At 69.3% G+C, this 13,626-nt stretch carries 13 protein-coding genes; 7 read left to right on the forward strand and 6 right to left on the reverse strand.

From position 1 onward, the window contains the following. The first annotated feature begins 76 nt into the window (after positions 1-76). The 5 genes from BI335_RS17055 to BI335_RS17075 all read left to right on the forward strand — a co-directional run bounded on the left by BI335_RS17055 (position 77) and on the right by BI335_RS17075 (position 6,505). Positions 77-946, forward strand: coding sequence for a LysR family transcriptional regulator (locus tag BI335_RS17055; protein ID WP_166646865.1), 870 nt, complete (start codon positions 77-79; stop codon positions 944-946). A gap of 117 nt (positions 947-1,063) precedes the next feature. Beyond that, positions 1,064-2,671, forward strand: a complete 1,608-nt coding sequence (gene mptB, locus BI335_RS17060) for a polyprenol phosphomannose-dependent alpha 1,6 mannosyltransferase MptB (RefSeq protein ID WP_094432450.1) — start codon at positions 1,064-1,066, stop codon at positions 2,669-2,671. A 24-nt stretch (positions 2,672-2,695) separates the two neighbouring features. Beyond that, the gene (locus tag BI335_RS17065) at positions 2,696-3,595 is read left to right on the forward strand and encodes a TIGR01777 family oxidoreductase (RefSeq protein ID WP_094432452.1); all 900 of its coding nucleotides are present in this window, start codon (positions 2,696-2,698) and stop codon (positions 3,593-3,595) included. Positions 3,596-3,895: 300 nt separating this feature from the next. Next, a complete protein-coding gene (gene guaB / locus BI335_RS17070) occupies positions 3,896-5,380 on the forward strand; it encodes an IMP dehydrogenase (RefSeq protein ID WP_094360107.1) in 1,485 nt (494 codons plus the stop codon). Positions 5,381-5,401: 21 nt separating this feature from the next. After that, positions 5,402-6,505, forward strand: a complete 1,104-nt coding sequence (locus BI335_RS17075) for a GuaB3 family IMP dehydrogenase-related protein (protein WP_094432454.1) — start codon at positions 5,402-5,404, stop codon at positions 6,503-6,505. 27 nt (positions 6,506-6,532) lie between these two features. Here the strand turns inward: BI335_RS17075 and BI335_RS17080 are convergent, their stop codons facing one another. The 3 genes from BI335_RS17080 to BI335_RS17090 all read right to left on the reverse strand — a co-directional run bounded on the left by BI335_RS17080 (position 6,533) and on the right by BI335_RS17090 (position 10,341). Next, on the reverse strand, positions 6,533-7,573 hold the full coding sequence (locus BI335_RS17080; RefSeq protein WP_094432456.1) for an aminotransferase class V-fold PLP-dependent enzyme: 1,041 nt from the start codon (positions 7,571-7,573) through the stop codon (positions 6,533-6,535). 665 nt (positions 7,574-8,238) lie between these two features. Continuing rightward, entirely contained in the window at positions 8,239-8,787 is a 549-nt protein-coding gene (locus BI335_RS17085; RefSeq protein WP_094432458.1) for a universal stress protein, read from the reverse strand. Between the two features lie 33 nt (positions 8,788-8,820). After that, positions 8,821-10,341, reverse strand: a complete 1,521-nt coding sequence (locus BI335_RS17090; RefSeq protein WP_094427426.1) for an MFS transporter — start codon at positions 10,339-10,341, stop codon at positions 8,821-8,823. Between the two features lie 126 nt (positions 10,342-10,467). On the opposite strand from BI335_RS17090, the gene BI335_RS17095 reads away from it, so the two are divergent. After that, positions 10,468-10,767 (forward strand): chorismate mutase, encoded by a 300-nt coding sequence (locus BI335_RS17095; protein WP_094432460.1) that lies wholly within the window; start codon positions 10,468-10,470, stop codon positions 10,765-10,767. Between the two features lie 16 nt (positions 10,768-10,783). Here the strand turns inward: BI335_RS17095 and BI335_RS17100 are convergent, their stop codons facing one another. The 3 genes from BI335_RS17100 to BI335_RS17110 form a co-directional block, all read right to left on the reverse strand. Continuing rightward, complete coding sequence (locus BI335_RS17100) at positions 10,784-11,512, reverse strand: FadR/GntR family transcriptional regulator (protein ID WP_094432462.1); 729 nt, start codon at positions 11,510-11,512, stop codon at positions 10,784-10,786. A 125-nt stretch (positions 11,513-11,637) separates the two neighbouring features. Then, positions 11,638-12,426: a DNA-formamidopyrimidine glycosylase family protein gene (locus tag BI335_RS17105; protein WP_094432464.1), complete on the reverse strand. Its 789-nt coding sequence runs from the start codon at positions 12,424-12,426 to the stop codon at positions 11,638-11,640. Next, complete coding sequence (locus BI335_RS17110; RefSeq protein ID WP_094432467.1) at positions 12,413-12,934, reverse strand: HXXEE domain-containing protein; 522 nt, start codon at positions 12,932-12,934, stop codon at positions 12,413-12,415. The genes BI335_RS17105 and BI335_RS17110 overlap by 14 nt, the downstream gene beginning before the upstream one ends. Before the next feature lie 75 nt (positions 12,935-13,009). Between BI335_RS17110 and BI335_RS17115 the strand changes: the two genes are divergently transcribed. Then, positions 13,010-13,570, forward strand: coding sequence for a TetR/AcrR family transcriptional regulator (locus tag BI335_RS17115; RefSeq protein ID WP_094432469.1), 561 nt, complete (start codon positions 13,010-13,012; stop codon positions 13,568-13,570). The last annotated feature ends 56 nt before the right edge of the window (positions 13,571-13,626 follow it).

Below are 13,626 nucleotides of genomic sequence, written 5' to 3' on the forward strand. Positions count from 1 at the left end.
ACCGTGTGCCGGTGACACCGCCCGATGCCAATACCGATTGCTACCGCTGCGATTAGCTGTGCTTATCATGGCGCTCATGCAGCTGGAACGCCTGCAGTACTTCGTCGCCCTTGCCGAGGAGCTGCACTTCTCCCGCGCGGCCGAGCGCCTGCAGCTCAGCCAACCCGCGCTTTCCCAACAGGTGAAGCGATTGGAGCGCCAGCTCGGCGTGCAGCTGTGCGAGCGCGGTCCGCACGGGGTCACCCTGACCGCCGCCGGACAGCGGCTCGCCGACGGCGCCCGGGATCTCGTCACCTCCTACGAGGCGCTGATCGCCGAGGTGACCGCCGTGGGTCACGGCGAGGCCGGCGTGCTGCGGATCGCCCACACCCGCTCCGACGGCGCCGGTGTCGCCCGGGCGGCGCTCGCGGCCTTCGGCCGGCAGCACCCCGGTGTCGAGGTGCGCGCCGAGGTCGGTTGGACGGCCTGGAATCTGGACCGGCTGGCCACCGGTGATCTCGACGCCGCGATCGTGCGTACGCCGATCGAGCGGCCCGGTCTTCGGGTCGAGCCGCTCGCCGAGTCCGAGGTGGTCGCGGTCCTGCCCACCGGCCACCGGCTGGCCCGCTCACGGCGGATCCGGTCTGCATGGTTGCTCGAGGAGGTGGTGCTCTGCTGGCCGCGCCGACAGGCCCCCGCCGCCCATGCCGCGCTGCTGGCCCAGCTCTTCGGGGCCGGGCCGTTCCCCACACTGCACGACGAACCGGATGCCGACCATCTGCTCGCGGCCGTTGCCGAGGGGGCCGGGATCGGGCTGCTGGACCGCGCCCGGGTACCCCGCCTTCGCGGCCTGCTGATGCGACGCTTCACCGCCCCCGAACCGCACCTCGGCATCGGGCTGGCCTGGCGCCCGGACCACCCCAGCCCCCAACTCCGGGCCCTCCTCGCCACCCTGCGACGCGCCTGATCCGGCGTACCCCCAGATTGCAGTTCCGACACAGAATCGGTGCGAGACCCGCGGCCGCTCGAACCACCGGCGCGGCGCGGCTAGCATCACAGGCGGGAGCGGACAGGAAGGAAACACGTGCAGCAGTCGGGGTCGGTGCAGACGGTTGACGCGCGCCCCCCGGGGCTGGTGGCCACCTTGCGCATTCCCGGTGTGCTGCTCGGCATGCTCGGCATGCTGTGCATCGGCATCGCGGTGATGACCCCCGGTTTCGTGCCGAACGCCTCCCTGGACCAGATCGCCCCGCTGCGGATCCTGCGCAGCGTCCTGAAATATCAGGTCGGCCGGGCGCTGATGGCGATCGGCCTGGCGCTGCTGATCTGGGCCTGGCTCAAGCTCCGCCCCGCCCGCGTGCCGCTGCTGAACCACTCCTGGGTCCTGGTGCTGTGGAGCCTGCCGGTGCTGCTGGCGCCGCCGATCTTCTCCTCCGACGCCTTCCTCTACGCCGACCAGGGCTGGATCATCCATCAGGGCCTCGACCCCTACAAGGTCGGGTTGACCGAGGCCGGCGGGCCGTTCGCGATCAACGTGCACAAGGTCTGGCGCGGCACCACCTCGATCTATCCGCCGTTCGCGCTGCTGGTGCAGTACTGGGTCGCGGTCGCGACCGGGTTCCAGGGGCTGATCTCGGTGATCGCGATGCGCATCCCGATCCTGATCGCGGTGGCCGTGATCGCCGCCTTCGTGCCCATGGTCGCCCGGCAGCTCGGCGCCGATGTCCAGCTCGCGAAGTGGTTCGCCATCCTCAACCCGCTGCTGCTGATCCACTTCGTCGGCGGCATGCACAACGACGCGATGATGGTCGCGCTGGTGCTGGTCGCGATCTGGTGCACCCTGCGCTTCGGTACGCCCGGGATGATCGTCGGTGCGCTGCTGGTCGGCGTCGGCGCCACCTTCAAGCAACCCGGCATCATCGCCGCGTTCGCGATCGGGCTGCTGCCGGTGGCGGCCCGGCTCAAGGACCTCGCCCCCGGCCGCCGGTTGCTGGTGATCATCGGTCGCAGCCTGGTCAGCTGCGGCCTGGCCGCCGCCTCGTTCACCGCCGTCTCGCTGGCCATCGGTTTCGAGTTCATGGGCTGGCGGCACGCGGCCAACATCGGTGAGCTGACCTGGGGAATGTCACCGGCCAGCATCGTCGAGCAGTTCATCGGGCCGGTGCTGAACTGGGTCGGGATCCGCCACGGCCTGCTGCCGTTCCTGTCCCGGGTGACGACCGTGCTCAGCGTACTGATGCTGGGGGTGCTCGCCTGGCGCTACTTCTTCCCCGACGTCTGGATCGGACGGCGGGTACGCAACCATTCGGTGCAGCAGGTCGCCGGTGCCGAGCTGCCGGAGACCGACCGCAGCTGGCGCGACCACCCGATCCGCTGGCTCACCTGGGGCTTCTCCGCGATCGCCTTCAGTGGTGCCGGATATCACGTCTGGTATCTGCTCTGGGGCGGTATCTATGTGGGCATGCTGCGGTACCCGAATCGGCTGTTCCGGGCGCTCATCGGGGTGATGATCCTGTTCATCGTCGTCGAGGGCGGCCTCGAGTACTACGGCATGCGCCCGATCGTCGGCTACCTGGTCGGCGCGGCGCTCGGCTGGATCTTCTGGGCCAACAGCACCCGGTTGCAGATCGTGCCGGAACCGGCCCCCGAGGCCGAGACGGCCGAGGAGCGGCCGGCCGCCGTCGTGGGATGAGGTCGTGGGGATGAGGAGTGTCGGATGAGCATCGAACGGATCGCGATCGCCGGTGCCTCCGGGCTGATCGGCACGGCGCTGGCATCTCGGCTGGAGAACCGGTTCGAGGTGGTACGCCTGGTCCGCCGGCCCGCGTCGACGACCACCGAGCGCCGCTGGGATCCGACGGCGGGTTACGTCGAGGGCCTCGGGCTGTCCGACATCGACGCGGTGGTGAACCTGTCCGGGGCCGGGATCGCCGACCGCCGCTGGACCGCCAGCCGGCGCCACGAGTTGCTCGCCAGCCGACTGAACAGCACCCGTACCCTGGCCAGGCTGATGGCGACCGAGGATCGGCCCTCGGTGCTGCTCTCCGGTTCCGCGGTCGGTTTCTACGGCAACACCGGTGACCGCGAGATCGATGAGTCCGCGCCCGAGGGGGAGGGTTTCCTCGCCGATGTCTGCCAGCGCTGGGAGGCCGCCACCGCCGAGGCCGTCCGCGCCGGCGTACGCACCGCACTGCTGCGCACCGGGCTGGTCCTCGACCGCCGCGGCGGGTTCCTCGGCAAGCAGCTGTCGCTGTTCCGCGCCGGGCTCGGCGGCCGGCTCGGGGACGGCAGCCAGTGGCTGCCCTGGATCACCCTCGCCGACCACGTCGCGGCCTGCGAGCATCTGCTCATCAATGACGTCTCCGGGCCGGTGAATCTGACCGCGCCGTTCCCGGTGACCAACGCCGAGCTGACCGACGAACTGGGCCGGCAGCTGCACCGGCCCACCAAGCTGCCGGTCCCGCTGCCGGCGCTGCGGCTCGCCTTCGGCGACCAGCTCGTCGAGGAGGCACTGCTGACCAGCAACCGGATCCGCCCGGCGGCCCTGCACGCGAACGGATTCGCCTTCCGGCACCCGAAGCTGCCGGAGGCCCTGGCGGCCGTGCTCGCCGTCTGATCTGGCCTGCCTGTCGGCTCGCGCCCGCGCGCCCAATCCCCGCTCTTCATCGCAGTCGTCGAAATCCACGCGGGATTCGGCGTCGCGGAGGATTGCTACGCGGGATTTCTCCTTGGTGCTCTTCCAGAGCGGGGGCGCGCTTGCCGACGCTCGCCGACTCGGCGACGCGCGGTAGGATGGGTTGACACTGTTCTCCAGGCCGCAGCGTCAGCGGTCTCCCCACTGATCGCGTGAAAGGGTGCTCGCGTGGCTGATGAGCTGTCCGCCGGCAATGTTCTGGATCCGACGGGCGTGCCGTCGATGTTCGCCGAGATCGGCCTGACCTTCGACGATGTGCTGCTGCAACCCAACGAATCCGATGTCATCCCCTCGGGTGCCGACACCACCTCCAAGGTGTCCCGGAACGTCTCGGTGAAGATCCCGCTGCTGTCCTCGGCGATGGACACCGTCACCGAGTCCCGGATGGCGATCGCGATGGCCCGTGAGGGTGGCCTGGGCATCCTGCACCGCAACATGTCGATCGCCGAGCAGGCCTCGCAGGTCGATCAGGTGAAGCGGTCCGAGGCGGGCATGATCGCCGAGCCGATCACCATCTCCCCCGACGCCACCATCGGTGAGGTCGACGAGATGTGCGGCCACTTCCGCATCTCCGGTGTCCCGGTCGTCGATGAGAACCTGAAGCTGCTCGGCATCGTCACCAACCGTGACATGCGCTTCGAGAGCGACCCCAACCGGCTGGTCCGCGACGTGATGACCAAGATGCCGCTGGTCACCGGTGAGGTCGGCATCAGCAGCGACGAGGCGATGAACCTGTTGGCCGCCAACAAGATCGAGAAGCTGCCGCTGGTCGACTCTGACGATCGGCTCAAGGGCCTGATCACGCTCAAGGACTTCGTGAAGTCCGACAAATATCCCAATGCCAGCAAGGATTCCCAGGGCCGGCTGCTGGTCGGTGCCGCGATCGGCTTCTTCGGTGACTCCTGGGAGCGCGCGATGGCGCTCGTCGAGGAGGGTGTCGACGTGATCGTGGTGGACACCGCCCACGGCCACTCCCAGGGTGTGATCGAGATGATCCGCCGGTTGAAGGCCGAGAAGGCGGCGGCCGGGGTGGACATCATCGGCGGCAATGTCGCGACGTACGCCGGGGCGAAGGCGCTCTGCGAGGCCGGTGCGGACGGGGTGAAGGTCGGTGTCGGGCCGGGTTCGATCTGCACCACCCGGGTGGTCGCCGGTGTCGGCGTACCCCAGGTGACCGCGATCCACCACGCCGCCCGCGCTGCGCGCGAATACGGGGTGCCGGTGATCGGCGACGGCGGCCTGCAGTATTCGGGCGACATCGCCAAGGCGATGGTGGCCGGCGCCGACACCGTGATGCTCGGTTCCCTGCTCGCCGGCTGCGAGGAGTCCCCGGGTGAGCTGACCTTCATCAACGGCAAGCAGTACAAGACCTACCGCGGGATGGGTTCGCTCGGTGCGATGGCCGCCCGTGGCCGCAAGGCCTCCTACTCCAAGGACCGCTACTTCCAGGGCGATGTCACCTCCGATGACAAGCTGGTGCCCGAGGGCATCGAGGGGCAGGTCGCCTACCGCGGTCCGCTCGCCGCCGTGGCGTACCAGCTCGTCGGCGGCCTGCGGCAGTCGATGTTCTACACCGGCGCCTGCTCGATCCCCGAGCTGCACGCCAAGGGCCGGTTCGTGCGGATCACCTCCGCCGGGCTGCGGGAATCCCATCCGCACGACATCCAGATGACCGTCGAAGCCCCGAACTACACCGCCAACAACTGAATCTCTGCGAGGATCTCCTTCATGTATGACATCGGTCGCAGCAAACGTGCCCAGCGCGCCTTTGCCTTCGACGACATCACCATCGTCCCGTCCCGGCGCACCCGGGGGATCGAGGAGGTGTCGCTGCGCTGGAAGATCGATGCCGTCGAGTGCGACTTCCCGATCCTGGCCGCGCCGATGGACTCCATCATGTCGCCGGAAACGGCGATCCTGATGGGAAAACTCGGTGGTCTGGGGGTGCTCAACCTGGAGGGTGTCTGGACCCGCTACGACGATCCGGTGCCGCTGCTGGCCGAGGTGGTCGCGGACAAGGACCCGATCGCCGCGACCCGTCGGATGCAGCAGATCTATGCCGAACCGATCAAGGCCGAGCTGATCACCGAGCGGATGAAGCAGATCCGCGATGCCGGCGTACCGGTCGCGGGATCGCTGTCCCCGCAGAACACCGCCGAGTTCGCGCAGACCGTCGAGGCGGCCGGCGTGGACTTCTTCGTGATCCGTGGGACGACGGTCTCGGCCGAACACGTATCGAGCCGCAGCGAACCGTTGAACCTGAAGAAGTTCATCGGCGCCCTGGATGTGCCGGTGATCGTCGGCGGCTGTGCCACCTATCAGGCCGCCCTGCACCTGATGCGGACCGGGGCCGCGGGCGTGCTGGTCGGCTTCGGTGGCGGCGCCACCCACACCACCCGTGACGTGCTCGGCATCTCGGTGCCGATGGCGACCGCGGTGGCCGATGTGGCGGAGGCCCGGCGGGACTACATGGACGAATCCGGTGGGCGCTATGTGCACCTGATCGCCGACGGTGCCGTCGGCCGCTCCGGCGACATCGCCAAGGCGATCGCCTGCGGTGCCGATGCGGTGATGGTCGGTTCCCCGTTGGCCCGCGCCAGCGAGGCGCCCGGCCGCGGCTGGCACTGGGGCGCGGAGGCCTGGCACGCCGACCTGCCGCGCGGTGAGCGGACGCACTTCGGCACCCTCGGTTCGCTCGATGAGATCCTGCACGGCCCGAGCACCGTCGCCGACGGGTCGATGAACCTGGTCGGCGCGCTGCGGCGTACCCTCGCCACCACCGGCTACACCGAGGTCAAGGAATTCCAGCGCGTCGAGGTCGTCGTCAACTGACGGTGCCCGGTGAGTACGCCCGATGAATCAGTACGCCGCCCGGAGCGCGCGGACCGCGGCGTCCACATCGGCCTCGGTGTTGTAGAGGGCGAAGGAGAATCGGAGCCGGCCACTGCGCGCGGTGCCGACGACACCGGCCTCCCGGAGCCGCTCGATCGCCGCCGGGTCGGGGGAGTCGATCGCCACGATCGCCGAGCCCTGCGGCGGGAGATCCAAGCGGGCAAGGAAATCATCGGCCAGGCCTACACAGTGATCGCGGACCGCGGGGAGGTCCAGACCGGCCAGCCAGGGCAGTGACACACTCGCCCCGACGTGGCTGTACCAGGCCGGTGAGACGTCCAGCCGTCGGGCGTCGTCGGCCAGTCGCAGCGGCATCCCGTACATCGAGGTGGCCCGGTCCGCGCCGGCGTACCAGTTGGCGGCCACCGGACGAATCCGGTCCAGCCGTTCGGAGAAGGCGCCCCAGGCGCAGCCGCGCGGGCTGAGCAGCCATTTGTACCCGGCCGCGATCACCGCATCGGCCCAGTCCAGCGGGTCCGGCAGCCAGCCCACCGCCTGGGTCGCGTCCAGGACGACGATCGTGTCGGTATCACGGACGGCCGCCCGCAGCCCCTCGAGGTCGACGACCCGCCCGTCCAAGGACTGCACCACGCTGACCGCGACCACGTCGGCCTCCCGAGCCGCCTCCGCAATGGCGTCCAGCGGCACCTCCCGTACGCCGATCCCGCGCTCGGCCTGCGCGGCGAATGGCCAGGGCACGCTGGTGAAGTCGCCCTCGGCGACCACCACCCGGGCCCCGTCGGGGAGACTGGCCGCGACCAGACCGATCAGCGCGGACGCCGACGGCCCGATCGCCACCCGGTCCACCGACACCCCGACCAGGTCGGCGTACGCCTGCCGCGCGACCCGGACCGGTTCGTCGAAATCACCGGACAGGGCGCCGCCGCGACCCCAGGCCGCGACGGCCTCGGTGACCGCGGCCAGGGTCTGCTGCGGCGGGATCGCGATGCTCGCCGAGTTCAGATAGCCGACCCCGACATCGAACCGCGCTCCGAAGGCCTCTCGCATGCGGCTCACGATAGGCCCCTGCCCACGCTCCTCGAGTAGTACGCGCAGCGAGCGGGTCAGTGATCACTGGTCGAGCACCGGTTTGCACCCCTGGAGCAGCGCACGGGACCACCGGGGGTCACGCGGACAGCCCGCGGACGCACATTCTCGCTCGCTCAGCCCACCGAAATCTGCGGCTCGATTCCCAATCGGCGCCCAGATCGGTCGATCCTGCGATCGAGCCGCAAATTTCACAGGCCCGCTGATCGGGGTGGGTCCCGCCCGCCGGGGCCGGCCGATCCCACTCCGCGGCTCATCTCCCACTTCGCGGACTGTATGCAGGCCGCAGAGTGAGAGTTGAACCGCGAAGGGGAGCGAACCCGATCAGACCTGCCCCCGGTAGCCGACCTCGGGGCACCGGGATGAAGTTGGTGGGAGGGGCTCTGCTTCATCTCGACACGGCCGCCATTGCTCCGCTCCGCTGCGCATGGCGGCCTACTCGATGAGCGTGGGAACACGGCCGGCATTGCTCCGCTCCGCTGCGCATGGCGGCCTACTCGATGAGCGTGGCGACACGGCCGCCATTGCTCCGCTCCGCTGCGCATGGCGTCCTACTCGATGAGCGTGGGAACCCGGCCGCCATTGCTCCGCTTCGCTGCGCATGGCGGCCTACCCGCTGAGCGTACTCAGCCGCGCGGTGGCACCCGATAACCCGGCCGACCGGCGGTGCCCGCGGCCCGCAGTGCCGCCGAGCCGACGGCCCGGCCGAACCGGCTGAGCGCCGAGGGTGGGGTGTCGGCGCTGGTGAGGGCCGGCGGCATCACCACCACCGGGCAGTCGGCGGCGTACACCAGCCGGTGCGCGAACATCGGCCCGGCGATCAGCTGCCGCGGCGCGTCGACGACCAGCAGATCCGCATCCCGCGAGGATTCCAGCAGCACCTCTAAGGTGCTGCCGCGGCGGACCAGGGTCTGCACCCCATGCTGGGCGCCGAGCACCTCCTCGACGTCGCGGGCGAGCTGCACCTCGGCCTCGTGCCCGACCCCGGCGGGATCCTCCAGCAGGCCGGTGGCCGGCCCCGAGGGTGTCGCCATCGGCGAGTGCACCCGCCAGGCACGGACCGCCAGCACCCGCCCACCGGCGGCCGCCGCCTGGGCCACCGCCCACTCCAGTGCGTGCGGTGACTTGGAGGTGGCGCTGACCCCGACCACCACCAGATAGGGCTTGTCGATCATCGCGAACTCCTGCCTGTGAAGGGATTCATGGGATCAGACGGGCAACCGGGTGGTCTCATTGCCGTGCTCGTCATAGGAGCTCAGTGGGGGAGCGATCTCCTCCAGCGCCTTGCCCTCGGCGTCCACCCCGAACCGGAAGGCCACCAGCGAACCGATCAACGTCACCACCGAGGCGGCGATGTAACCCCAGAACATCGGGGTGCGGCTGTTGGCCTCCTCCGAGGCGGTGATCAGTGCACCGAAGATCGCCGGACCGGTCGCACCGACCGCCTGGGCGACGGAGAAGAAGTAGGAGATCGCCTGCCCGCGTACCTCCAGCGGAAAGATCTCCGAGACCGTCAGATAACCGGCCGAGGCACCCGCGGAGGCGAAGAAGAAGGACACGCACCACAGCGCCACGTGCCCGCCCGCGCTCAACATCTCCGCGCGGAACAGGAACGCCGAGATCAGCAGCACGATCGCCGCCACCGCGTACGTGCCACCGATCATCTTGCGCCGACCGATGGTGTCGAAGAAGTGCCCGAGCAGCAACGGGCCGAGCAGGTTGCCGGCCGCGAAGGGCAGGAAATAGACCGCCGCGATGTTCGCCGGCTTGCCATAGAACTGATCCAGCACTCCCTCGTAGGTGAAGAAGAATGCGTTGTAGAGAAAGGATTGCGTGATCATCAGCGTGATGCCGAGCACCGTGCGAGTGGGGTAGAGCTTGAAGAAGACGTACGCCAACTGCTTGGGCTTCAGGCCCTCGCGCGGCTTCACCCACTCGGCGGTGGAGTCGTCGATCTTCGGCAGCTGCCGCCCGGAGGAGGTGACCTCCGACTCGATGCCGGCGACGATCCGCTCGGCCTGCTCGGCGCGACCGTGGGTCACCATCCAACGCGGGCTCTCCGGGATGTGTCGGCGCATGAAGATGATGATGATGCCGAGCACCGGGCCGATGAAGAAGGAGATCCGCCAGCCCCAGTCGTGCGGCACGTAGTCGGGGTTGAGCAGGAAGAAGCTGGCCGCGGCGGCGATCAGCGCGCCACCCCAGTAGGTGCCGTTGATGGCCAGATCGACGCGGCCGCGGTACTTGCCGGGGATCAGCTCGTCGATGGCAGCGTTGATCGCGCTGTACTCGCCGCCGATGCCCATGCCGGCGATGAACCGGCAGATCAGGAAGATCCAGATCCCCAGATGCGGGCCGGAGGTCTGTCCGGGGGGCGCGGCCGGGGCGAGGCCGGCGAGTCCGGAACCGATCAGATAGACCGCCAGGGTCAGGCTGAACAGCTTCTTGCGGCCGAGGGTGTCGGCCATCCGGCCGAAGATCAGCGCGCCGCTCACCTGACCGAGCAGATAGGCGGTACCGGCGAATCCGACCCAGGTCGGGTCCATCCCGAGGGTCTGCTTGTAACCGGCCAGGGAGACGAACTGCACCTCCAGGCCGTCGAGGATCCAGGCGGTACCCAGGCCGAGGATCACCATCCAGTGGAACCTCGACCAGGGCATGTTGTGCATCCTGGCTGGGATCTGACTCTTGATCGGGCGGTCGCTCGTGGTGCTGGCCGTCGATGACATCCGCGTCACCTCCTGTGGGGCTGGTTCGGGACGCTTGTTGCCCATTACATTGACTGACTATAAGTCTGTGTCGAGGCATTTGGGCAAGCCCCCCGATTCCGGGACCCGGGGCCTACAGTGGCGTCCATGAGTGACCCGTACGCCGAGCTGCACCGACTGCGCGGCAGCATCGACAACATGGACTCCGCGCTGGTCCATCTGCTGGCCGAGCGCTTCAAGGTGACCCAACGGGTCGGCGAGCTGAAGGCGGCGTACGGTCTGCCCCCCGCCGACCCGGAACGGGAGCAGCAGCAGATCGCCCGGTTGCGGGCACTCGCCGAGGAATCGAAGCTCGACCCGGAGTTCGCCGAGAAGGTCCTGAATTTCATCGTCGGCGAGGTGGTCCGCCACCACCAGAAGATCGCCGCGGAACTCCGGCCGGACTGATCGCCGGTATCGCCCCTCAACCGGTCGGTCGTCGGGTGAGCTGCTCGGGATTCTCGGTCGCGGCGGCCCGGGCGGCCTGGATGTGTGCGTATGAGGCGGCCGCGGCGGCCTCGGGGTCGCCCGCCTCCAGTGCGGCCAGGATCGCCGCATGGTCGGCGCGGGAGGCCTCCAGTCGGCCGGGTGCCAGCAGGGTGGAGCGCATCCCGTCGAGGATGAGGTCGTAGATCACCGATTGGGTCTGCACCAGCAGGTTGTTGCCCGAGGCCTGCACGATCCGGGTGTGGAAGGTGATGTCGAGCCGCTGCAGCTCGTCGAAGTCGATCGCGTCGCTGCGGGTGTAGCTGTCCAGGGCGTCGAAGGCCCGGCGTACCTCGGCGAGCTCGGGCAACTGGCGCTCGGCCGCCCACCGGGCCGCCGGCACCTCCAGCACCTCACGCATGTCATAGAGCAGGTCGAGATCGGTCGCGGGGGAGAGCTGCCGGCGCAACCGCTCCTGGGTCTCCGGTTCGGTGACGAAGACGCCGGATCCGTGCCGGACATCGAGCCGACCCTCGGCCTGCAGCAATCTGATCGCCTCGCGTACCGACGGCCGACTGACTCCCAGCAGGGCCGCCAGCTCCCGTTCGGCCGGGAGTCGGTCACCGGATCTGAGCCGGCGTTCGGTCATCACTCTGAGGATCTCACCCTTGATTCTGGCGGTCAGCCCGCGCTGGCCGACAATCCGCCAGGCGTTCTCTTCAGCCATGGTCCTCCTTGGTGAGCCGGCGGGGGGTGTGCGCGGCTCGATCAGATCAGCCTAGCCGCGGGAGAGGGCCGATACCCCGAGATTCACACAGATCGTTGGTCACACGACCCACTTGCCTGTGGAGCTCAGCGACGATCCGGCTGGCAGCTCGGGCACCAGTAGCTGAGCCGCTCCTTGCCCACCGGGCCGAACCGTTCCTCGGCGATCCGGGTGCCGCAGCGTCGGCAGGCCCGGCCCGTTCGTTCGAAGACCCAGGTCCGCTCACCGGATCGGTTCCGGCCGGTGGTCACCTGGTAGGGCCGGGCCGCGTTTGCCTGCAGCAACTGCCGGGCGCGGGTCACCAGCCGCGGCAACCGCTCGATGTCAGCGACCGGCGTACGCGGATGGATTCCCTGCAGGAAAAGGACTTCCGCGCGATAGAAGGTGCCGATCCCGGCCAGATTCCGCTGGTCCAACAGGGCCTCGCCGATCGGCACCGCGGGGTCGGCGCGCAGCCTGCGGAGCGCCTCGTCGGCGTCGAAATCGTCGGCGAGCAGGTCGGGGCCGAGATGCCCGACCACCCGGTCCTCGTGGGCGGTCTCGATCACCTCGGTGACCCCCAGGCGCAGCCCGAATGCCGTCTGGGTGGGGTTTCCAAGGATCGCCCGGATCTGGTACGCCGGATCGCGCGGGGTGCGGCCGGTCCGGACGACCCGCCAGCCGCCCTCCATCCGCAGATGGGTGTGCAGGGTGAGCCCGTTGTCGAAGCGGGTCAGCTGGTGCTTGCCGCGCGCGACCACCTCGAGCACCGTCGCTCCGACCAGCGGCACGGTCGCGTACTCGGGTACGCGCAACTCCGCGCGGGTCAGCTGCTGCCCGGCCAGTGCGGCATGCAGGGCCGCGCAGGAGCGCTTGACGACATCACCCTCGGGCACCGGCCCAGCCTAGGCGGGACCGGCTGGCGAGCTGCCCCAGGGTGTGCGCGCCGACCAGTGCTCCCAGGAGCAGGGCGACGGCCCGACCGTGGCGCGGTCGCTGAGTCGCGCCCGCGGTTTCGAGGGTGCGGGTGGCCCACCACCAGAAGGGGATCACCACGGTCGGTGCGGTCAGCACGCCGGTGGTGTAACCGCGGGTCAGCGCGCTGAGGGCCAGATGCCCGAAACCGTGCATGCCGAATGCCCACAGGGAATCCTGGAAGAACTGTGACCTGCCACCGGTGCGTACGCCCTGTACGGCGGCAGCCGACACGACCGTCCCCATCGCGGCCACTGCGACGTTCACCTGGAGCTGGTCCGGAACCGGCGGGGTCGGCAACCAGCCGGGCAGTCGCCGGTGCAGCCGGCGGGTGCTCTCGACGTAGGTGATGACTTCTTCGAGGTCGTGGGCGAGCCAGGCGAGAAAGAACCCGGCGGTGCTGGTGGTGCTGCGGTTCATGGCTTTCATGGCGACCTCATTTCGCGACCATTAGTAGCGCTACTGACAGTAGCGTAAATCGTCGCGCGGTTCTAGGGTGGACCGGTGACGTCTCCAGCTGGCCGGCCACGTGACCCCGGTCTCGATGCCAAGGTGATCGATGCCACGGTGGACCTGCTGCGGGAGAAGGGATTCCGCGGGTTGCGGGTGGCCGACGTGGCGCGCCTGGCCGGCGTACCGAAGTCGAGCATCTATCGACGTTGGCCGTCGCTCACCGAGCTGGCGGTCGATGCGATGGCGCACACGGTCGGACATCTGGACCCCACACCCAGCACCGATCCCGGTGCGGACCTGGATGCGCTGCTGGTGGCCGTGCACGCCGCGCTGACGGCTCCGCTGGGGCCGGCGCTGCTGCAGGTCGGCATCGATCTGCTCGATCGACCGGAGGTTGCCGCGAGCTATCGGCGGCGCCTGATCGACCCGCTCCGCGATGCCGCGATCGATGCGCTCCGCCGGGGCAATGACCAGGGCCGGTGGCAGGTCGCCGACCCGGCGCTGACGGTGGACATGGTGGCCGGCGCGCTGGTCTACCGGCTCCTGGTCCTGCACGAGGAGCCCGCATTGGACGAACTGAGGGCAGGACTCCAGCGACTCACCCAGGGGTGAGCGCGATCATCTCGACACGCGAGCCACTGCTCCGCAGGCTCCGCATGGCTCGCTAC

It is taken from the genome of Enemella evansiae, from assembly GCF_002250705.1.
Lineage (GTDB): Bacteria > Actinomycetota > Actinomycetes > Propionibacteriales > Propionibacteriaceae > Enemella > Enemella evansiae.